The following is a 20,860-nucleotide window of genomic DNA, read 5'->3' as shown; positions in this document are numbered from 1 at the left end:
GTCCTAGCTGGACGCGATCTTGATCGCCTCTTGCTTGGTCAGGTCGCCTTCCAGGCGCATGGTCTTGGGCCCGGCCTGCCAGATCAGCGTCTTGCCTGACATGCGGGCCGATTCGCGTTTCCAGGCGCCGGTGCGGTCGATGTAGAACAGTTCGTGCGGCCGGGGGATCCAGAGCGCGTCGGTGTCGTTGACCCGCACCCGTTCGAGCTCCTCGGCCTGCGCGAACTTTCCCATCGCCGGGCCGAACTCGCCGTCGAACTCGTCCAGCCGGAGGTCGTCGTAGATCAACGAGACGACGCGCCCGTCGACGACCCGGACCTCCTTGGGCGCGCCCAGTGCCGTGGGTACGCGCACACCGAACTTGTCCTTGGCCTCGTCGAGGCTGATCACGCGCTCGCCAGGCATCAGCGGCGTGACTGGGAGCGGCGGTGGCGAGTCCTGCCGGAACTCGACGCCCGCGAACCCGAAGAACCGCGCGACGCCTGCCCGGACATCCGGCGACACCGCGAACGCGACCGCTCCGGCCAGCAGCAACGCCAGCAACCCGATCAGCACTGGTCGCAGGATCTGGCGCTTCTGTTTCTGCGCGATGCGCTTGCGGACGCTCGCCGCGACGTCGGGCGGGTCCGGAATCTCGATCTGCGTGCCCAGGCTGCGGAGAGCGGCCTCGAGATCGTCACTCATCGGCCACCACCTCCTCCAGCAACGGCCGCAGCCTTGCCAACGCCCGCGACAGCCTCGACTTCACGGTGCCCTTGGCGAGGCCAAGCGTTTGCGCGGTCTCGGCCTCGCTGAGATCGAGCAGGTAGCGGCAGGTGACGACTTCCCGGTCCTTGTCGGGCAGCGTTTTGATGGCGTTGAGCAAGGCGGTCCTCGCCGCGTCCCGGACGGCGACCGAAGCCGGATCCCGGTGGTCGACCGGGTCCTGCATCTGCGCGACCCGCAGTTCCATCAGCCCACGGCGGCGCTGGGACCGATGCAGGTTCTTGGTCTCGTTGGCGACGATCTTGAGCAGCCACGGCCGGAACGCGGCGCCGGTTTTGAAGGACTTAAGGCCACGGAACCCCTTCACGAACGCCTCCTGCACCACATCGCTGGTGTCAGGCCCGGCGCCGAGCAGGAAGGCCGTCCGGTTCGCGAGCGCGGTGTACCGGGCGACCAGGGTTGCGTACGCGTCCAGGTCACCTGCCCTTGCCTGGGCTATGGCTTCCTCGTCTGTGATGACAACCCTTGTACACCGCTCACCGCGGCCGGGTTCCAGAAAGTTAGGGGCTCGCCGGCCGGCCAAGGGGCTGCGCGCATCGGTGAGGACGGCCGGCCGGCGAGTCCGATGGTTCCGCGCCCAGGAAGAGTCGGGGTTTTCCCGGGCGGGACCACGTCTTCGTGACCTTCTCGTTATCCATACGAGCGGTGGTGTCGAACCGGTTCAGCCGAATCGGCTATTTCTTCACGGCCCGTTCGATCGCCGAGTAGGAAACGCGTTCCTGCTCGAGGCGGACGCCTGGCCCGAAGACGTCCTCGACGAGGTCGTTGTACAGCGCGGCCTCGTCCGGTGCCAGCATCTCGAGGTGATCGGCGACCGGACTCGGTTCCCGAACCCATTGGCCTTCGTGTGCCAGCAGTGTCGCCCGGTCCATCAGCATCGACCGGGCATGGCCGAAGGTGCGGCGCAGCCTGTTGAGGATCGCGAAACCGTGCGTGTCGATGTCGCCCCAGTACACAAGCTCCTTGTCCGCCAGCCAGCGCAGCGGTTCCAGCCGGGTCGCGGCGTAACCCTCGCCGAAGAGGACAACAGCGTCGTCAACGGGTGGAAAAGCCAGGTACGTGACCTCGTTCTCGACGACGAACACCGTGCGCACATCCAGCGGCGTGTCCGCCAGTTCGGATATCCGCACGCCCAGCTCGCTGAAGCCGGTGTTCGTGCCGAGCCGGCGGAACCGGACATAGCCGGGTTTGGCCCGCAGCAGGTAGCGGCCGGTGAAGTCCGATGGTGGCCGGGTGCGGTCGATCCGTTCCCCGGGCAGTTGCCGGTCCAGCATCGTCGACAGGATCGTGCGGTTGCGTTCGATGAACTTGGTGTCGACGCCTGGCACGTCGACCTGCCGCAGGTACATGTCGGAGTGCGCGTGTGCGTCGATCCACAGCACGGTGCGGACAAGGCTGTCCCACTCGCCGGCGTGCCGGAGGACCTCCATCGGCTTGATACACATCCACTCGGCGACCAGCGGAACGCTGATCTTGGTCGCGTTCAACAGGTCCAGGAATTTCCGCACGTCGGTTCGTACGCCGAGCACGGTCCACAACTGATCGTACGAGTCGATCCAAGCGCGGGCAGGCAGTTCGTTGACGCCTGCGACCCGGCCTCCGACTGTCGTTGTCTCGACTCGAAGGCGTAGTTCCTGCCGCCACTGATCGACCCAGGCACGTACTTCGTCGTACCGGGCGGCGGTGTCCTGGGCACTCGGCCTGCGCAGGCCGACCGACAGCGGTGTCCACGCCTCGCCTGACGCGCACTGTGACAGGAACTCGCCGCGATCCCACTGCCGCCGCAGTTTCCGCACGACATCGGCAGGTGCGGTCCACCCTGGGGCTGCCATGGTCAATTGACCGGGGCGGACGCGGTCTCGATGGCGTGGGCGAGCTGGCGCTGCCGGTACTCCTCGATGGTCAGGGTCTGCAGCCGGGAACTCGCGCCGTTCTTGTTGTCCACAAAGCCGACCGCCGCGACGTACGGTTCGATGACGTGGATCTTCTGCAGCGGGGTCACGATCAGCAGCTGCAGGCCGAGCCGCCGGAACAGGCCGAGCGCGAACCGCGTGGAGTCGTCGGAGCCCCGGCCGAACGCCTCGTCGATGACCACGAACCGGAAGGTCTTCGACTTGTCGTTGTCCCAGTCGAGTTTGAACTGGTACGCCAGCGAGGCGGCCAGGATCGTGTAGGCGAGTTTCTCCTTCTGCCCACCGGACTTGCCGCCGGAGTCGGTGTAGTTCTCGTGCTCTGTGTCGTCGGCACGCCAGCGTTCCGACGCCGCGAACGTGAACCAGTTGCGCACGTCGGTGACCCGGCGCGTCCACGACCGGTCGGTCTCGGTCTGGCCGACGCGTCCCCTGAACCGTTCGATGATCGCCTTGACCTGGAGGAATTTCAGCTCCGAGTACTGGTCGCCCTCGTCGCCTGCGAGCGACCCGCTGGTGCATTCCCGCAGGTCCTTGCGGAAGTCGCGGATCTCGACGTTGACCGTCGGGTGCAGTTCGAGCCGGATGAACCGGCCCGGGTTGTAGTCGATGCCGACCAGCGAGTCGTTGATGGTCTCGATCCGCTGCTTGATCAGTTCCGCCTGCTTGGTCAGCTGGGAGTGGAAACCGGCGATGTCGCGGATCGTGTTGGTGTTGAGGTAGGTCTTGAACTCCGACTCGAATCTCGGGAGGTCGTCACGCGCGATCCGGTCGTGCAACGCGCGGTACTCGCCCGCCGACTGCACCGAGTTGTCGAACTCGCTGGTCTCCAACGGATACGCCTTGCGGAAGTCGCCCATCCGCCCGACCACCCGGCTGGCGATCTTGTTCTGCCTTGTGCCGAGTTTGTCGGCCTCGTCGGTGAGTTCGGCTGCCAGGTCGATCTGGCATCGGTCGCAGTCCTCGGGCGTGGCCGGCTTCCGGCCGCCGAGGCGCTTGTCGAGCAAGGGGAACGACTCCCGGGCCGATTCGTGGCCCGGCTCGGCCAGAACTCGTTGCACGCCAAGCAATTGCCCTTGCGCGGTGTCACGCTCGCCGCCGAGCTTGCCGATCGCGGAGGTCTCGGCGTCCCGGGCCGTCTCTGTCTCCGCGATGTGCCTGGCAACGTTCTCGAGCTCGTCGTTGAGCCGCTTCAACTCGTCGGACTGCTCCTCCAGACGCCGTTTCTCCGCGGTCAGGCCGGCGATGCGGTTCACCGAGGCCTGCCAGTCGATCTCACCGAATCCGCTGCGCTCGGCGAGCAACGAGAGCGTGGTGGCGAGCTTGCGTTTCCCGGCCAGTTCCCCGGTCAGCGCCTGGGCCCGCTGCTGCAGGGTGGCCAACCGCCGGTGCAGCTGGTTGGCCTGGTCGAGCAGTGCGTCGATCTTGGCCTGGTTGTCCCAGCCGAGCACGTAGTGCCTGCGGTCGTCGATGCGGCGGGCGTCGTCCTTCTCGTGCCTGCCACGAGCGCCCTTGAACTGCCCGGCCTTGGTGATGGCTTTGGCCGCGCGCCGGAAATCGGCCATCGTCCCGACACATTCGTAGTCCGCGCGGTGCGCCAGTTCGCGATCAAGCCAGGCCGAGAACGACGACTCCTTGATCTCCAGCTTGTCGTACAGGCTGCCGCTGGGCAGCGATGCGGGCGGCGCGGCGGTCGACCGCTCCGGAACCCGGTAGTAGACCAGTTTGACGCCGAGATGCTTCTCGTTGATCCAGTCGGACACCGCGGCGTAGTGCTCACTCGCCACCAGCATGGACAGACCGAAGCCGTGCAACAGGCGCTCGGCAGCGCCCTCCCACTCCGCACACTCGGCCCTTACCTGGATGAGCTCACCGGCGAACGGCAACGCCTCGGCGTCCACACCCAGTTGACCGCACAGTGCTTCCCGAACGTCCAGGATGCGCTTGGGAATGTTGCTTCGCCGGTCGCGCAGGCTGATCAACTCCGCGTTGAGCTCCGCGGATTCGGCGTCGAGCTCACGGCGCTGCACGCTGATGTCCGTCAGCTGGTTCTGCAAGTCGGCTTGCGCCTCGTCGAGGGCTTCCGCGCTTTGTGCGACTTCACGTTGCCGCACGGCGAACTGCGCGGCATCCGCCACGGCCGCGAGCCCGGCTTCGTGCAGCAGCGTGTGATATCGCTCGGACAGGTCCTTACGCCGCGCGCGTTCTTTCTCTTCGGCCGCGATCTCGGCTTCGATCTGGCCGATGCGGTCGCCGCCGCACCCGGCGCGCTGAACGGTCAGGTCTTTTTCCTTGCCGCGCAGCCGTTCTAGCTCGTCCTTCGCCTCGGTCAGCACAGCCTGACGCGCGCCGATCTCACTGCCGAGTTCGCTGATCCGGGCCGTGAGCAGCGTCGACTTGCGGCTCGCGCAGTAGTACCGCGACGCCTCGCGCTGCGCGCGGGCTGACGCGATCTGCTTGTCCAGCTGGTCATACGTGTCGCAGTCCGCGAGCAACGGCTCGAGCTGGGTCAGTTGCTCGCGCGCCTTGCGGACCGCGTCGTGTGCCTTGGTCAGATCCTCGAAGTGGTCGATCAGCCTGTTCGTCCAGTCGGCCGCGTCGAAGGGCTCCAGCATGTGCGAGCGGACGAAGTCGTTCAGGTTGCCGACCGACTTCATCGACACGGTCTGGTGGAACAGTTCCATGGCCTGGTCGGAGTCGATGCCCAGCCGACGGCGGAAGTCCTTGCTGTAGGCGGGAAAATGGTCGTGCACCCGGACTTCCTGCTTGCGCAGCCTGCGTTTGAGCGTCGCGATGTCGCCGCCGAACTCGGCGAAATCACCGGCGATGGTCAGGCCGCGGTCGGCCGTGGCGAAAAACCGGTCCGGCTGGCCGACAGACGCGTCACGGAACCAGAACACCTGCGCGAGGGTCACCGTCGAGTCGTAGCCCTGATTGGTGAAGCAACCGAGGATGACCGAGAACGACCGGCGATCCCGCAACCCGACGGGTTTGGACGCACCCGTCGCCTCGTTGCGCTCGGACTTGTAGTAGCCCAGGACATACGAGCGCAGGTCACGCTCTCGCGAGTCTGCCCCCGCCGCCTTGTTGTAGGAGATTCGGTTGGCAGGCAACAGCAATGTGGTGATCGCGTCGACGATCGTGGACTTGCCGGAGCCGATGTCCCCGGTCAGCAGGCTGTCGCGGCCATCCGGCCGGAACGTCCACACGCGCTGGTCGAACGTGCCCCAGTTGTAGACCTCCAGGCGTTCGAGCCGGTAGCCGGCGAGGCTGTCCATCAGTCGTCATCCCCCTGTCCGCCGAGCTGGCTCGCGTACTCGGCGAGCCGTTGGCCGAACTCCGCCAGCCACTGCCCGTCCACAAAGGCCTTCAGGATGCGCCGCACCTCGAAGGTGGCGTCCTGCCCGGTGATCCGGCGCAGGAAACCCAGCTCGATGATCTTGGTGATCTGGGTGTCGATCTGGTCGACCAGCCGTGCCTCGTTGCTGCGCTCGGGCAGGAACAGCCGCACCATCTCCACGATCTGTTCCCTGGTCAGGATCAGCCGTGTCTCCGCGCCGGACGCGTCGAACTCGGCAAGTTTCTTACGCAGCAAGGCAAGCAGCAGACTTACGTGGAACGACAGGGCGCGCCGCGGGATCAGCCGCGGGACGGTCTGCTCGTCGTCCTCGCCGTCAGCCTTGGAACGAAGGAACGCATAGCCTTCGGCCTCGTCGACGACCACAGTCAGGCCCATGACGCCGACGTAGTCACGCACCTGGGCCTGCAGCGGCAGCAGGTGGCGCCAGACCTTCTCGTGGCCGTCGGCGTACACCACACCTTTCATCAGGTGCGTGACCACGAGCGACAGGTCCAGCTCGTCTCTGCGCAGCGATGTGGTCACGCCAGCCATGCTAGAGACCCCCACTGACAATAAAGGTCACGCGGGGAATGCTGGCGATTCGCTCCGTGCCGGTGGCGTCCACCCAACGCACCTGCTCACGTGCGGTTTCGTCGAAAACCACCTGGAAGGCCGGATCGTCCAGGGAAAGGTAGCCGACCAGTTCGGCCATGCCCTGCTCAAGCGGCTGCCGTTCGAGCACCTGGCTGAGCCCGACCTGGGTGCGGTGGCGCAACTCGCCGCGCACGAAGCCGCGTAGCCGTTCCCGGTCCACATGGGCCTGCTCGAACAACGCGGACGCGTCAAGATCCTCATCGGCCGTACTGATGTCCTCACTTTCGAGCGCGACTTTGACCTTGGGCGTGTAGAGCGGGCGTTCCATCGGCAGCACGATCGACGGGACAGTGCCGTCGAGTTCGTAGGTGACATCAGGGGAATGGTCCCGCAACTTGAGCGCGGACGACTCGATGCTGCGCAGGATGTCCATCACCCGGCGGTTCTCAAGCCACACCTGGTCATCGAGAAACCGCCGAAGCTGCTCCGACAACAGCCGCACAGTCGCCTGCGTGCGTTCGGCCGCGTCAAGCCAGTCGTGGTGGATGTGCCGCATCCGCGAGTCAGTGTCGACAGCGTCGAGGGACTGGACCTTCGCGAGCAGGTCGGTGAGCTCGGCCTGCCGCTCGTGCGAGAGCAGGAAGTCGTAGAAGGCCTGGAAGCTACGGCCCTGGTCGGAGTCCGCGATGGTGTTGCGGTTGCCCACGACATCGTCGAGCAGTTCACCCTTGGAGCCCTGCCACCCGGCGATCCTGGCCCGCAGCGCCCGGTCCAAAGCCCGGAAGTTGGCCTCGACCTCCCGGAAGTCGGACAACAATTCCCGCGCGGTGGCAGCGAACTGCTGATAGCGATCCCGCTGGGCGGAGGAGTCGAGCAACGCGACGTCGCCGCCCTCGACCCGGCTGATCTCAGCGTCGATCTTGGCGCGGCGCCTGTGCAACTCGGCGAGCCGGACATCCGGATCGGCCTCCGCGCCGTAAGCCATCTGCCGCAGCAGTTCGAAGATGGTGTTCAACCGCGACTCGGTGCCGACGAAAGTGCGTTCCCGCAACGTGTCCACCCAGGCCAGCGCCTTCTCCACAGCAGGAGTCGCGTCGAAATGCACCTCATCGGACCCAGCCGGGTAGTACTTGCGCAGCCAGCCGTTCTCCGCGGCCGCCCAATCATCGAGATAAGCCTTGGCAGGCTTCGGAAACGCCCCCTCCCCAAGCCGCTCGTTCAGCGCGTACAACTCATCGTCCAGCCGGCTGATCAGCTCGGTGGCGGAAATGGACCGAAAGTTGTCGTCGACAAAGACTTTCCCGAGGAAAGCCAGGACAAGCGGGCCGTTGGCGGCGCGCAACAGCTTCCAAGCCGGATTGTTGCGGCGCAGCAGGTCAAGCTCGTCGAAATCCACGCGTTCCCTCGGTTTGTACGGCGGCCTCACCCATTGCACCACGGACCCCTGTCTACGCTGCACGGGGTGGAGCACCTCGCCGGGACAGCCCGGGAATGCAACGCGTTGCAGCAGGCTCTGGCCCTGGCCAAATGGGTCGGCCCTGGTCGGCCGGTGACTGCGAAAGGCGTACTGCGGCGAGCTGACCTGCCGGAAGCAGGTCAAGTGCTGGGTGTCGCGATGCCACAGTCGGTACGCAGCACGGCGGACGTCCCCGCCCTACAGCGCCCGTGGACGGCCGCGGTCGCGGCAGGGCTGTTGTCGGTCAGCGACGGCCGCGCCGTATCGGGACCCACGTTGGCCGATGGTGACGCGGTGCTGGAGGCCTGGCTACGGGCCCTTGCCGCAGTGCTGGCCGTGACATTCGATGGCGACGAGCCTGACGTACTGGAAATCGGCCGCCTGGTGCTCACAGCGCTGGCAGCTGAGCCGGCACCGGATTTGCAGAAGATCATCAATCAATCGAGCTACGAGGTGTACGACGCGTTCCACCGCGGTTTCGGCGACCGAGACCCAGCTGAGGCGGCGTTGGAGTTGATGGCAGCCTTCGGCGCCGTCGACCGACAGCGGCGAATCACACCGCTCGGCCGCTGGGCACTGACATCTCTGCGCGACTCGCCGGACACGCAGTCCGAGCTGGAGGGCATCTGCCAACTCAAGATCACCTTGCGGTACGTGCAGCCGCAATGCTTGCGCCGGGTGCTTGTACCGTCGTCGGCCACGCTCGGTGACCTGCACGACATCATCCAGATCGCCTTCAACTGGGACGGCGACCACCTGCACGCGTTCAAAGTCGGCCGACGCCAGTACGGCGACCCGTACTTCGACGCCGAACACGACGAGGACAAGATCACTCTCGGCGCCGTGTTCGCTGTGTTCGCCAAGCGGCTCTCGTACATCTACGACTTCGGCGACAGCTGGATGCACGACATCACGCTGGAGAAAGTCATCGAACCAGACCCGGACACGGCCTACCCGGTTTGCTCAGGCGGAAGAGGAGACGCCCCGGTCGAGGACGTGGGCCCGGAGAACCCGCAGTGGACTCCGTTCGACCAGGCCGAAATCAACACGCAGCTTGCCCACCTGGCGAGTGGTGCCCACGACGTCGAAGCCTTGCTTCGTGACGACATCGAGGTCATCGTCACCGACGCCTACGGCGAACACGAGCAGATGACCGCCTTCCTCACCGTGCTGGACGAGGAGATCAAGTTCCCGGTCCCCGCAACCCTGCTCGGCGAGCCCGTCGTCGTGACAAAGTTGGTCGAGGACGACGCCACAGTCGAACTCCGCGCCCACTGCCGTGCGAAACGCGCGACCGGTCTCATGTCTTTTGCCGACTTGGAATTCCTGCCAGGCACCGTCGAAGCATGGCTGCACTCCGCCTACCTCGTATACCTCGGCAGACCCCCGGTGGCGACGGCACCGCCAGCCGACTGGGACCACCTGGCTCAATGGAGGTCCTAATGGACGAGCAGTCATTGCTGAAGTTCTTGCGCGCCCAAGACCCAGCCTGGCTGGCGGACCACCTGCTGTCCGCGGCAAAGAATGATCCACGCCTCCGAGCCCGCCTCGAATTCGCAGCAGGCCCGCCCGCGACGAGCATGCACTGCGAGCCCGCCTCGAATCGACAATCAAGATCAGCCACTACGTGGACTACCGAGCGACATACCCGTATTTCGAAGACGTGCACGAAGCACTGGACGCAGTGGCCGAACTGGTCGATGCGGACCTCCCTGGCGTGGCCGCCGAGCTGGCCGAATATGCGCTGGACCTGCTGGAAAGCGCGACCGGAATGCTCGACGATTCCCGCAGCGGCCTGGGCGGGGCCATGAGCAGAGCCCAGGAAATCCACCTGAACGCATGCGCAGCCAGCCCGCCCAACCCGACAGCACTGGCAGAGATGCTGGTCAAACGCGCCCTGACCAGCGACTACGAGGTATTCCGGACCGTCCTGCCGGACTACGAACCAATACTCGGGCCAGCTGGTTTGGCCCGCTACCAAGAGTTGGTTGAGCAGGCATGGCAGGCGCTACCCTCGAAGAAACGTTATGGCTACGACAGGCGCAGATCCGCCATCACCTACCTGATGGAACAACTCGCCGAACTTACGGAGCCGGTGCGCTCCTCGATGGACCTGCCGTCTCATTGACGCCGGCGCCCAACACCCACAACGATGAAGACGTGATGACCACCCCGCCTCGGATGACCTACACCCAGGGCGGCTTCTGGCATTGGCTCATCAGAGGACCTCGCGCACTACGCAGCCTCCTAGGCGTCATCGTCGGAGTGGGCGCGGCCGTGACCCTTCAGTACCTCTGGGCCGATCCCTCAGCGCCCGTCATCCGCACAGTCGTCCTCTCCGCGTGGCTCGTGTTGCTATACGTCGGTATCGCCTACTGGCAGTGGCGCTCCGGCATACGACGGCAGTAAGCCGGGCACTTTCTCGCGGCGGCTCGTGAGCTGGCCTCAGAAGGGAAACTGGCGCCTGCCCACTGAGAGGGGCGTAAATGCTCAGGCCGGGTGGTCGAGGAAAGTCACTCGACCACCCGGCCTGTGTCTACACGGACCTACGGCGCCTGATCAGACGTCGTAGTAGAGGGCGAACTCATACGGGTGCGGACGCAGACGCAGCGGGTCGATCTCGTTCTCGCGCTTGAAGGAGATCCAGGTGTCGATCACGTCTGGCGTGAAGACGCCACCCTCGAGCAGATAGTCGTGGTCGGCCTCGAGGGTGTCGAGGACTGTGCCGAGGTCTGCGGGGACCTGCTTGACGTTCTTGGCCTCCTCGGGCGGGAGCTCGTAGAGGTCCTTGTCGATGGGGGCGGCCGGTTCGATCTTGTTCTTGATGCCGTCGAGGCCGGCCATGACCATCGCTGAGAAGGCCAGGTAGGGGTTTCCGGAGGAGTCGGGGCAACGGAACTCGATGCGCTTGGCCTTCGGGTTGTTGCCGGTGATCGGGATGCGGACGCAGGCCGAACGGTTGCGCTGTGAGTAGACCAGGCTGACCGGGGCTTCGTAGCCGGGCACCAGGCGGTGGTACGAGTTCACGGTCGGGTTGGTGAAGGCCAGCAGCGACGGGGCGTGGTGCAGGATGCCGCCGATGTAGTGCCGGGCCACGTCCGAGAGGCCTGCGTAGCCGGACTCGTCGTGGAACAGCGGCTCGCCTTCCTTCCACAACGACTGGTGGCAGTGCATGCCGGAGCCGTTGTCGCCGAAGAGGGGCTTCGGCATGAAGGTGACGCTCTTGTTCGCGTGCCAGGCGGTGTTCTTGATGATGTACTTGAACAACTGCAGGTCGTCGGCCGCGTGCAGCAGTGTGTTGAACTTGTAGTTGATCTCTGCCTGGCCTGCGGTGCCCACCTCGTGGTGACCGCGCTCGACGGTGAAGCCCGAGTCGATCAGGTTCAGGGTCATCTGGTCGCGCAGGTCGGCGAAGTGGTCGACCGGCGACACCGGGAAGTAGCCGCCCTTGTACTTCGTCTTGTAGCCGCGGTTTCCGCCTTCTTCGTCGGTGCCGGTGTTCCACCAGCCCTCGACGGAGTCGATCTCGTAGAAGGCGCCGTTCTCGGCGTTGTCGAAGCGCACCGAGTCGAAGATGTAGAACTCGGCTTCGGCACCGAAGTAGGCGGTGTCCGCGATACCGGACTCGGCCAGGTACAGCTCCGCCTTGCGCGCGATGTTGCGCGGGTCGCGGCTGTAGGCCTCACGGGTGAACGGGTCGTGCACGAAGAAGTTCAGGACCAGGGTCTTCTCCACCCGGAACGGGTCGAGTCGCGCCGTGTAGGGGTCCGGCAGCAGCAGCATGTCCGACTCGTGGATCGACTGGAAGCCACGAACCGAAGACCCGTCGAAGGCCAGTCCGTCCTCGAACGCCGACGCGTCGAAGGACTCCGCCGGGACGGTGAAGTGCTGCATGATGCCCGGCAGGTCGCAGAACCGGACGTCAACGAAGCGAACCTGTTCGTCTTTGATGAAGCGCAAGACCTCGTCGGGGCTATTGAACACGCTCGTAGGCTCCTTACTCAGTGCTTGGCGCCGACGGGCGCGCCACTTCCGCTATGCGTCGTGAAGCTATGAGCGTGGTGTTGCCCGACCGTCACCCGGATGTTTCGCCGATGTTAACGAGCCTCGCAATGCCGGAAATGTCGACCGTTGGACACTGGATTGTGACGTGGTTCTACTCTGGAGGGGTGACAAGGTGGACCGGATCGTGGTTGTCCGGGCCCCGCGCCGCGCTCGAGCCCGGCGAGGACGCCGGCGACCGACCCGCGCAGAGTTACCCGGGGGAACGTCTCGGGCTGCCGAAGGACGGGCCCGGCTCGGTGGCCGGGACCGGCGTGCGCGCGCTCGCCCTACTGATCGACGCTGTTCTGGCCGGGCTGGTCGCGGGTCTGTTCACCGCACCTGAGCTGCCCCGCAACTGGAGCCTGCTGGCCTGGTTCCTGATCACCGTCATCGCGGTGTCCTTCTTCGGGTTCACCCCCGGCATGAAGGTCTTCGGCATCCGGGTGGCCCGGCTGGGGGACCACCCCATGGTCGGGGTGATCCGGGCAGTGCCGCGGACACTGCTGGTCGCGCTGATCATTCCCGCCGCGATCTGGGACGCCGACCGCCGGGGACTGCACGACAAGCTGCTCGGCACGGTGGTGGTGCGCACCCGTTGACCGGCCGCGTCAAGGCCGCGATCGCCGCCGGCCTCGGGGTTCTGGGGCTGGCCAGCGGGGTCGCCGCGGCGGTGGTCACCGAGGCGGGGAACCTGTGGGGCTACTCCGGGTACGCTGCGATGCCGCTGGACGTCGAGATCGCGATCTTCTACGCCGCTATGGGCATGCTCGTGACCTGGCGGAAGCCCGGCAACGGCGTCGGCTGGGCGCTGGTCGCGATCGCGGCGTGGGACGGCGTTGTCGCGTTGATGACCGCGCTCGTCGGTGCGTTCGACTCGCCTGATCATCCGGTCGTCCAGGTGCTGATGCCGATCCAGCACGCCCTGTGGGCGCCGCCGATCTGGGCCATCGCGACGCTGTTGCCGTTGATCTACCCGGAAGGCCGGCTGCCCAGCCGCCGCTGGTGGTGGGCGGTCGCGTTCGCGTCGATCGGCATCGTGCTCTACACCGTCGGCCTGGAACTGTCCGAAGGCAACTACGGCGCCAGGTACACCGTCACCAATCCGGCTGCCGTGCCGGAGCTGCAGGGCCTGGCGAACGCGCTGGTCAGCACGGGTGAGGTGATTCTGATCGCCGCGACCGTGGTCGCCTTGATCGGGCTGGCGTTCCGCTGGCGCAAGGCGACCGGTGTGCAGGCGCGACGGCTCTCCTTGCTGCTGTGGGTCCTGCTGTTCGGCGCCGCGCAGGCGGTGCTGCGGGAGATCGTGCCGATGCCGCAGGTCGTGCACCACATCCTTGAGGTGCTCGCGGCGGCCTTGATACCGATGGCCGTGGCGGTCGCGGTGACGAGAGATCGTTTGTACGACTTGGATCTTGCGGTACGCCGTGCGGTCGTCGTGGTCGCTGTCGCGAGCAGTCTGCTTGCCTGCTACCTGGGCCTGTATGCCGTTCTGTCGTTCATCATCCCGATCGACACCGTGTTCGAGGCGGGGCTGGTGGGCGCCGCGATCTTCCCGTTCGGGCTGCTGCTCACGCGGTGGGTCCGGCAGGTCGCGTGGGGCCGTCGCGTCGACATCGCGGAGGCCGTGACTGGCCTGGGACAACGGATGCGTGACCGGCTTGAGGTGTCCGAGGTGCCTGCGGCGGTGTGCGAGGAGGTCGTCAACTCGCTGCACCTGCGGTTCGCCCGGCTGGAGCTGGAGACCGCGGATGGTGTGCGGACCCTGGCCGAGGTCCGGACCTGCAAAGATGACGCCGAGCCGGTCACATTCGACTTGTGGCACCGGGGCACGATCGTGGGCCGTTTACTCGTCGCGCCGCCTGAAGGCCGCACGCATCTGGACGAAATGCTTGTTCAGGCGCTCGCTTCGTTGGCTGACCAAGTGGCGCCGGTGGTCGCGGCGTTGCGGTTGGACGAGGAGCTGCTGCGCAGCCGGGAGCAGTTGGTCACCGCACGCGAAGAGGAACGGCTACGGCTGTCGCGCGATCTGCATGACGATGTGGGGCCGACGCTTGCGGGCATCCGGCTTCAACTCGACGCGGTGCGCGCGAAGCTGCCGGACAACGCGCCTGTTCTCGACCTGATGGATCGTGCTGTGACTGCAATCCAGGACGCGTTGGGGATTGTGCGCAGGGTCGCCTACCGGCTCCGGCCGCCGGAACTGGACACGCTTGGCCTGGTCGGAGCGCTGCGAGAGCTCTCGGTGTTCCTGTCCGGCCCGACGCTCAAGGTGGAGGCGAGACTGCCGGACGATGTCTCCGCGTTGTCCCAGTCCGTGGAGATGGCGGCGTACCGGATCGTTGCCGAAGCGTTGACCAACGTCGTGAAGCACGCACAGGCGACGTCCGCGTCCGTGAGCCTGGCGATCAACGATCACGGTGTCGTCGTGGAGGTCCGGGACGACGGCGTCGGGCTGCCAGAGGACGCGAGCAGCCGCGGGATGGGCCTGAAGTTCATGGCCCAGCGTGCGCAGGAGATAGCTGGTGAGTTCTCCTGCCGCACGACTGAGCACGGATCGATCGTCCGAGCGGTCCTGCCGATCGCCAAGCGGCGTTAGCGGCGGCGGATCGTGCGCTGGATGTTGCGCATCTTGGCGCCCTGCGGCATCGGGCCCTTGGGCATGGCCGCGCCCCGGCTGGCCAGCGCCGACAGCCGCTTCTCCAGTGTGTCGACCTGCTTGGGGCCGAGGTTGCGGGGCAGCTTCATCAGCTTGGACTGCAGCTTGGCCAGCGGGACCTGGCCTTCCTCGTTGCCGATGATCATGTCGTAGATCGGTGTGTCGCCGACGAGTCGCGCGACGCGCTTCTTCTCCTGCGCGAGCAGTGCCTTCACGCGGTGCGGCGCGCCTTCGGCGACAAGCACGATGCCCGGACGGCCCAGCACGCGGTGGACCGCGTCGAGTTGCGTCGTCGCGGCCACGGTCGGCGTCACGCGCCAGCCACGCTTCAGGTTCTCCAGCGCCCACGCACCCGCGCCGGGCTGGCCGTCGGCCTTGCTGAACACGTTCTTCTGCACGCGGCGGCCGAACACGATCACAGCGCCGAGCACACCGAACATGATGCCGACCGGCAGCGCCATCCACTCGATGCCCCACCACGCGCCGAGCAGGAAGATAACGCCCGTCACCAGCAGGAAGACGCCGAGCATCCAGGGGATCAGCCAAGGGTCTTCCTTGCGCTGCATCTTGAAGGCCTGCCAGATCTGGCTGCGCTTGGCCTTCGACTCGGCCTTGCGTTGGGCCTTCGCCGCCTTGAGGGCTTCCTTGTCCTGCTTACCAGCCATGAATACCAGGATACGGCCAGGGGAAACCGTACGAACGGGCCGTTCGCACCGACACACCCCCGTTGGCGCGTTGACGAAGGGGAGTGGCTCTCTGTCAGGATGAAATCATGGTCGGCGAAGCAGAAAAGAACCTCCTGGAGGGCCTGGATCCGGAGCAGCGTGCGGCAGTGCAGGCCCCGCGCGGACCGGTGTGCGTACTCGCCGGCGCGGGCACCGGTAAGACCAGAACGATCACCCACCGGATCGCCTACCTCGTCCACACCGGACACGTCGCCGCAGGCCAGGTGCTCGCGGTCACGTTCACCAACCGCGCGGCCGGGGAGATGCGGACCCGGTTGCGCGCCTTGGGAATCACCGCCGCGCAGGCGCGTACGTTCCACAGTGCCGCGCTGCGGCAGCTGCGCTACTTCTGGCCGAGAGTGGTCGGGGACGCGCCCTGGGAGCTGATCGACGGCAAGATCCGCCTGGTCGGCCAGGCGGCGCATCGGGTGGGCGCGCCGACCGAGGTCGAGGTGCTGCGGGACCTGGCCGCCGAGATCGAGTGGTCGAAGTCGTCGTTGATCGCTCCGGACGACTATCCCGAAGCGGTCCGCCGTCGTAACCGTCAGCCACCGGTGCAGGCGCAGCAGGTCGTCGCGGTCTACCAGGGCTACGAGAAGCTCAAGAACCAGCACAAGCTGCTCGACTTCGAGGATCTCCTGCTGCACACGGCCGCGGTGCTGGAGGACCATCCCCAGGTCGCCGAGGAGTTCCGCGAGCGCTACCGCTGTTTTGTTGTGGACGAGTACCAGGACGTCACGCCGCTGCAGCAACGCGTGCTGAGCGGCTGGCTCGGCGCGCGCGACGATCTCACGGTGGTCGGCGACGCGAACCAGACGATCTATTCCTTCGCCGGTGCCTCGCCGCGACCGTTGCTGGAGTTCACCAGGCGCTTTCCGGAGGCGGCCGTGGTGCGGCTGGAGCGTGACTACCGGTCGACTCCGCAGGTGGTCTCGCTGGCCAACCAGGTTATTTCCGCGGCTCGTGACCGGCCCGCGGGATCGCGCCTCAAGCTGATCGGCCAGCGACCGGCCGGTCCGCCGCCGCGGTTCGCCGAGTATGACGACGAGCCAGCCGAGGCGGCAGCCGTCGCCCAGCGAATCAAGGACCTGGTCGACGCGGGCACGTCGCTGAGTGAGATCGCGGTGCTGTACCGGGTGAACGCGCAGTCGGAGCTGTATGAGCAGGCGCTGACCGAGATCGGGATCCCGTATCTCGTGCGGGGCGGCGAGCGGTTCTTCGAGCGGCAGGAGATCCGGCAGGCCGTGATGGCCTTGCGTGGGGCGAGTGCCGATCCGCCTTCGGGCGAGCTGCCGGATGTGGTGCGGGCGTTGCTGCATCGCCTGGGCCTGACGGAAGAGCCGCCGACAGGTGGGTCCGCCCGGGAGCGTTGGGAGTCGCTTCTGGCCTTGGTCGAGCTGGCGGAGGAACTCGCCGCCACGGTTGAGGGCGCCGATCTGTCGCGATTCGTCGGTGAGCTGGAGATGCGTGCCGCGGCGCAGCATCCGCCGACGGTCGAGGGCGTCACGTTGGCGTCGTTGCATGCGTCGAAGGGCTTGGAGTGGGATGCGGTTTTCCTGATCGGGCTCGTGGACGGCACGATGCCGATTCAGTTCGCCGACGGTGACGACGCGGCGATAGAGGAGGAACGGCGGCTGCTGTATGTCGGTGTGACTCGCGCCCGTGAGCACTTGTGGATGTCGTGGGCGCTTTCCCGGTCGCCTGGCGGTCGCAGGCATCGTCGGCGCAGTCGTTTCCTGTACGGCTTGGTTCCTGATGATCACCCAGCAGCCCGGGTGGCGCGGAGCCAAAGCCATGGCAAGCCGTCGGCCACCAAGCTCACCTGCCGGATCTGTGGTGGCGCGCTGGTCGGGACCGTGCCGGTGAAACTCGGCCGTTGCAAGGACTGCCCGTCCGACATCGACCAGGACCTGCTCGGCCGGTTGCGGGACTGGCGCAGTACCCGGGCCAAGGAGCTGAAGGTGCCGGCCTATGTGGTCTTCACTGACGCGACGCTCGTGGCGATCGCCGAACAACGCCCGACGGACACGGCCGGCCTGGTCTCGATCTCCGGGATCGGCGCCTCCAAACTCGACCGCTTCGGCGGAGACGTGCTGGCCCTTGTCCGGGATGGAGCTCCGCAGACCTCGCCTTAGGGAGTGAGGCCGCCCCGAGCGGGCGGCCTCGGTCTCAGACGGCTTTGGTGAGGGTGTCGAACTCTTCGTCGCTCAGCTCGATTTCGGCAGCGCGGACGTTGTCCTCCAGGTGCGCGACGCTCGATGTCCCCGGGATCGGCAGCATGACGGGGGAGCGCCTGAGCAGCCAGGCCAGTGCCAGCTGAGACGGCGACGCGTCGTGTTCCTTGGCCAGCGTGGCGAGCGGGCCGTCGCCCGCCGCGAGTGCGCCGGTGGCCAGCGGGAACCACGGGATGAAGCCGATGTTGTTGCTGGTGGAGAAGTCCAGCAGCTCTTCGGCGGTTCGCTTGGACAGGTTGTACAGGTTCTGCACGGACACGATCGTCGCGACTTTCTGTGCCGCCTGGACCTCGGCGACACTGACCTCGCTCAGTCCGATGTGCCGGATCTTGCCCTCGTCCTGCAGTTGTTTCAGAGTGCCGACCTGGTCCTCGAGCGGGACCTGCGGATCGATCCGGTGCAGCTGGAACAGGTCGATGCGGTCCAGGCCCAGGTTGCGCAGGCTCAGCTCGGCCTGCTGGCGCAGGTATTCCGGCCGGCCGATCGGCCACCACTTGCCTGGACCCTGGCGGCTCAAGCCGGCTTTTGTCGCGATGACCAGGCCGTCCGCATACGGGTGCAGAGCGGTCTTGAGCAGTTGCTCGGCGACGACCGGACCGTAGGAGTCGGCGGTGTCGAAGAAATTCACGCCCAGTTCGACGGCGCGGCGCAGGACTCGCACGGCCTCGTCAGGGTCTTTGGGGTCACCCCACACGCCTGGTCCAGGCAACTGCATGGTGCCGTAACCCATGCGGTTGACGGGCAGGTCGCCGCCGAGGAGGAACGTTCCGGCAGCTTGGGCGGGCTGAGCGGTCGTCGGCACTGGGTGTCCTTTCCAGCAGTTCGATTTACGAGGTGTCCCGTCAGGGTCGAGGTTCGTGTGGCCTGCTCGACTGGCGGTCCTTGATAGTCCAACCGTGGCTCCGGCCGTTCATTCCCGATCTTGGTGAAGGCCGGCAGGACGCGCTGTGACCGGTTGGCAACGGTAAACGCCCTGGTTGACGGCTTATGTCGCCCAATCGGGCGGTAGTGTGACCGGCGTCACCAGATTCTGTCAAAAACCTGTTGCGGCGGTACCTGCACCACTAATAACCTGCAGTAGCCGGGCGAGAAGGCCCGAAGGTTTTCAGCCTCCAGCGGAGGCGACGGTCGAGAAGGGGGGAGTGGACGATGAAGCTCTACACAATCATCTGTGGCACCCCCGGCCTCCCGTCGTCGAAAGGCTCCAAGGCGCATGCCGAATGGCGTGCAGTCGAGCCAATGACCGCGAACCGGCTGCGAGGTGGCGCCATTGTCGCGCCCAAGCAGATCACCGCCCAGGGGACCAGTGTGCCCACGGTCCTGACCGTCACTGGCGATTTTCCGTACATTCCTGTCCGCGCAGGAGAGCAGGGCCTGACCTAAGTCAGGACCCCACCAGGCTCACAGAGGCCGCGGACCCGGAAACGGATCCGCGGCCTCTGTGTTTTTTGTTGCCCACCAGGAAAAACAGCACACCACACACAACCTGACAGGAGCTCCACCAGATGTCTCCGATAGCTGTCCCTCGAACTGAGGACAGATCACTGGACAACCCCATCGACTTGGCGGAGGCGGGAATGACTGGCCTGCTCGACGCCGCACCCCTGGCTGGATTGGACCTGCCTTGCCGGTCCGCCACCAACCCTGACCTCTGGTTCGCAGAGGCCCCGACCGACCTGGAGCGGGCGAAGCAGCTCTGCGGTAGCTGCCCAGTCCGGGCCGAGTGCCTGGCCGGAGCAGTCGCACGGCACGAGCCGTGGGGCGTCTGGGGTGGCGAGATCTTCGAGCGCGGTGTCGTCATCGCGCGGAAGCGGCCACGTGGCCGTCCGCGTAAGGACGCGACCGTCACGGCGAGCACCCAGGGGGCGGCGGCATGACCTCGCGCACCTACTACACGGCAGTTCCCAAGGGAGACAGCACGATGTTGCTTTATGAAGATCTCGCGCGTGCTCGAATGCGCGAGGCGGAACAGGCAGCGAGCAAGCTGCGACTGGTCCGCCGTCTGACCGCCGCGAAGCGGTGGAACCGGGTGTCGAAGTGGGCGGCCAAGCGCGCCGACCAGGTCGCATCCTCGCTGTAAAGCGAACCTTGCCGGCGGGTGCTCGTCTTCGGACGGGCACCCGCCCCTTTTCGGTTAAGTTGAGCCATGAGCTCGCACACTCATGACGACTACGACTGGGTTTCCCGGCTCAGCGACCTCCGGCGCAGCGACGAGATCCGCGCCGAGGCGCACAGGACCGCGGCCGATCGCCTGGTCGCCATGCTCGCCCCCGGCGCGACTATTGTCGATATTGGTTCCGGTGCAGGCGGAATGGCCGCGCAGCTCGCTCTGGCTCTGCGGGCCCACGGTGGTGGCCGAGTAATCCTGGTCGATGCTGTGCCCGAACTCCTTGACGCCGCAGGCGAACACGTCCGCGCAACCCTGGCTGGTCCAGGTGAGACAGTCAAAGTGGACAGTGTGCTGGCGGACGCGGCCAGCGATACGTTGCCGGACCAAGTCCCCGCGGCGGACCTGGTGTGGGCGTCGTTCGTCGTACATCACCTCCGGGATCAACAGGAAGGCGTCAACCGGTTGGCGCGCCTGCTTGCGCCGGGTGGCTGGCTCGCCCTGGCTGAGGGCGGCCTCGGAACCCAATGTCTGCCCTGGGACCTGGGCGTCGGCGAGCCCGGCCTGATCGACCGGCTGCAGGCCGCCCGCAAGGCCTGGTTCGCCAAGATGCGCGCGGACATGCCCGGTTCGATACGGCTCACCGTGGGCTGGACCCGTTCGCTCACTGACGCCGGCTTGTCCGATGTCACGTCCTTCAGCTATCTGGTCGACCATCCCGCGCCCGTGTCCGACGACGTCCGGACAGCCGTGGTCGGCTGGCTGGGTTTCCTGGCCCACGTCAGCGAAGACTGGCTGCCCGAGGACGACCGGATCGCCCTCACCCGTCTGCTGGACCCAGCCGACCCGGTGTTCATCGGCGCCCGTGACGACCTCTTCTATCTCGCCTCCGACACCGTCAACCTGGGCCGACGCACCTGATCCGGCCCGCCACGCATTCACCGCAAGCCGCTGCGCTGCACATGTTCTATCTTCGAGCTGTGGGTGATGCGACGTGCTCCAGATGCGGCCGATCCAAAGCGAAGGCAA

Annotated in this window: 19 protein-coding genes; 10 read left to right on the top strand and 9 right to left on the bottom strand. The window is 66.3% G+C overall.

Annotation, left to right across the window (positions count from 1 at the left end; genetic code table 11):
• Nucleotides 1–3: 3 nt before the first annotated feature.
• The 6 genes from JOF56_RS04745 to JOF56_RS04720 form a co-directional block, all read right to left on the bottom strand.
• A complete protein-coding gene (locus JOF56_RS04745) occupies nucleotides 4–684 on the bottom strand; it encodes a hypothetical protein (RefSeq protein ID WP_209634896.1) in 681 nt (226 codons plus the stop codon).
• On the bottom strand, nucleotides 677–1,288 hold the full coding sequence (locus JOF56_RS04740; RefSeq protein WP_209634893.1) for an RNA polymerase sigma factor: 612 nt from the start codon (nucleotides 1,286–1,288) through the stop codon (nucleotides 677–679). The genes JOF56_RS04745 and JOF56_RS04740 overlap by 8 nt, the downstream gene beginning before the upstream one ends.
• Nucleotides 1,289–1,439: 151 nt before the next feature.
• Nucleotides 1,440–2,597 carry a DUF3322 domain-containing protein gene (locus JOF56_RS04735; RefSeq protein WP_209634890.1) on the bottom strand — a complete coding sequence of 386 codons (1,158 nt, stop codon included), beginning with the start codon at nucleotides 2,595–2,597 and terminating at the stop codon, nucleotides 1,440–1,442.
• Nucleotides 2,598–2,599: 2 nt separating this feature from the next.
• Complete coding sequence (locus JOF56_RS04730) at nucleotides 2,600–5,953, bottom strand: ATP-binding protein (protein ID WP_209634887.1); 3,354 nt, start codon at nucleotides 5,951–5,953, stop codon at nucleotides 2,600–2,602.
• Entirely contained in the window at nucleotides 5,953–6,558 is a 606-nt protein-coding gene (locus JOF56_RS04725; RefSeq protein WP_209634885.1) for a DUF4194 domain-containing protein, read from the bottom strand. The genes JOF56_RS04730 and JOF56_RS04725 overlap by 1 nt, the downstream gene beginning before the upstream one ends.
• 10 nt (nucleotides 6,559–6,568) lie before the next feature.
• Nucleotides 6,569–8,035: a DUF3375 domain-containing protein gene (locus tag JOF56_RS04720; RefSeq protein ID WP_209634882.1), complete on the bottom strand. Its 1,467-nt coding sequence runs from the start codon at nucleotides 8,033–8,035 to the stop codon at nucleotides 6,569–6,571.
• A 36-nt stretch (nucleotides 8,036–8,071) separates the two neighbouring features.
• Here JOF56_RS04720 and JOF56_RS04715 point away from each other — a divergent pair, with 36 nt between their 5' ends.
• From JOF56_RS04715 to JOF56_RS04705, 3 genes are all read left to right on the top strand, one after another.
• Nucleotides 8,072–9,508, top strand: a complete 1,437-nt coding sequence (locus JOF56_RS04715) for a plasmid pRiA4b ORF-3 family protein (RefSeq protein ID WP_307854921.1) — start codon at nucleotides 8,072–8,074, stop codon at nucleotides 9,506–9,508.
• Between the two features lie 109 nt (nucleotides 9,509–9,617).
• Nucleotides 9,618–10,193, top strand: coding sequence for a DUF6880 family protein (locus tag JOF56_RS04710; RefSeq protein ID WP_372448363.1), 576 nt, complete (start codon nucleotides 9,618–9,620; stop codon nucleotides 10,191–10,193).
• 35 nt (nucleotides 10,194–10,228) lie between these two features.
• The gene (locus tag JOF56_RS04705; protein WP_209634876.1) at nucleotides 10,229–10,474 is read left to right on the top strand and encodes a hypothetical protein; all 246 of its coding nucleotides are present in this window, start codon (nucleotides 10,229–10,231) and stop codon (nucleotides 10,472–10,474) included.
• 150 nt (nucleotides 10,475–10,624) lie between these two features.
• Here JOF56_RS04705 and glnA read toward each other — a convergent pair whose 3' ends face one another.
• Nucleotides 10,625–12,049 (bottom strand): type I glutamate--ammonia ligase, encoded by a 1,425-nt coding sequence (gene glnA / locus JOF56_RS04700; protein ID WP_209634873.1) that lies wholly within the window; start codon nucleotides 12,047–12,049, stop codon nucleotides 10,625–10,627.
• A gap of 185 nt (nucleotides 12,050–12,234) precedes the next feature.
• Between glnA and JOF56_RS04695 the strand changes: the two genes are divergently transcribed.
• Together JOF56_RS04695 and JOF56_RS04690 are read left to right on the top strand one after the other, a co-directional pair.
• A complete protein-coding gene (locus JOF56_RS04695) occupies nucleotides 12,235–12,708 on the top strand; it encodes an RDD family protein (protein ID WP_209634870.1) in 474 nt (157 codons plus the stop codon).
• The gene (locus tag JOF56_RS04690; protein WP_209634867.1) at nucleotides 12,705–14,705 is read left to right on the top strand and encodes a sensor histidine kinase; all 2,001 of its coding nucleotides are present in this window, start codon (nucleotides 12,705–12,707) and stop codon (nucleotides 14,703–14,705) included. Before JOF56_RS04695 ends, JOF56_RS04690 begins: the two co-directional genes overlap by 4 nt.
• Here the strand turns inward: JOF56_RS04690 and JOF56_RS04685 are convergent.
• Nucleotides 14,702–15,430 carry a DUF4191 domain-containing protein gene (locus JOF56_RS04685; protein WP_209634864.1) on the bottom strand — a complete coding sequence of 243 codons (729 nt, stop codon included), beginning with the start codon at nucleotides 15,428–15,430 and terminating at the stop codon, nucleotides 14,702–14,704. The two genes, JOF56_RS04690 and JOF56_RS04685, sit on opposite strands and share 4 nt — an antisense overlap.
• 107 nt (nucleotides 15,431–15,537) lie before the next feature.
• Here JOF56_RS04685 and JOF56_RS04680 point away from each other — a divergent pair, with 107 nt between their 5' ends.
• Complete coding sequence (locus tag JOF56_RS04680) at nucleotides 15,538–17,625, top strand: ATP-dependent DNA helicase UvrD2 (protein ID WP_209634861.1); 2,088 nt, start codon at nucleotides 15,538–15,540, stop codon at nucleotides 17,623–17,625.
• A 34-nt stretch (nucleotides 17,626–17,659) separates the two neighbouring features.
• On the opposite strand, the gene JOF56_RS04675 is transcribed toward JOF56_RS04680, so the two are convergent.
• Complete coding sequence (locus tag JOF56_RS04675; RefSeq protein WP_209634858.1) at nucleotides 17,660–18,526, bottom strand: aldo/keto reductase; 867 nt, start codon at nucleotides 18,524–18,526, stop codon at nucleotides 17,660–17,662.
• Between the two features lie 347 nt (nucleotides 18,527–18,873).
• Here JOF56_RS04675 and JOF56_RS04670 point away from each other — a divergent pair, with 347 nt between their 5' ends.
• From JOF56_RS04670 to JOF56_RS04655, 4 genes are all read left to right on the top strand, one after another.
• Nucleotides 18,874–19,107, top strand: a complete 234-nt coding sequence (locus JOF56_RS04670) for a hypothetical protein (RefSeq protein ID WP_209634856.1) — start codon at nucleotides 18,874–18,876, stop codon at nucleotides 19,105–19,107.
• Between the two features lie 194 nt (nucleotides 19,108–19,301).
• The gene (locus JOF56_RS04665) at nucleotides 19,302–19,601 is read left to right on the top strand and encodes a WhiB family transcriptional regulator (RefSeq protein ID WP_209634853.1); all 300 of its coding nucleotides are present in this window, start codon (nucleotides 19,302–19,304) and stop codon (nucleotides 19,599–19,601) included.
• Entirely contained in the window at nucleotides 19,598–19,804 is a 207-nt protein-coding gene (locus JOF56_RS04660) for a hypothetical protein (protein ID WP_209634850.1), read from the top strand. Before JOF56_RS04665 ends, JOF56_RS04660 begins: the two co-directional genes overlap by 4 nt.
• A gap of 66 nt (nucleotides 19,805–19,870) precedes the next feature.
• On the top strand, nucleotides 19,871–20,752 hold the full coding sequence (locus JOF56_RS04655) for a class I SAM-dependent methyltransferase (RefSeq protein ID WP_209634847.1): 882 nt from the start codon (nucleotides 19,871–19,873) through the stop codon (nucleotides 20,750–20,752).
• The last annotated feature ends 108 nt before the right edge of the window (nucleotides 20,753–20,860 follow it).

It is taken from the genome of Kibdelosporangium banguiense, from assembly GCF_017876405.1.
GTDB lineage: Bacteria > Actinomycetota > Actinomycetes > Mycobacteriales > Pseudonocardiaceae > Kibdelosporangium > Kibdelosporangium banguiense.
This window is presented reverse-complemented; position numbering and strand designations above follow the sequence as displayed.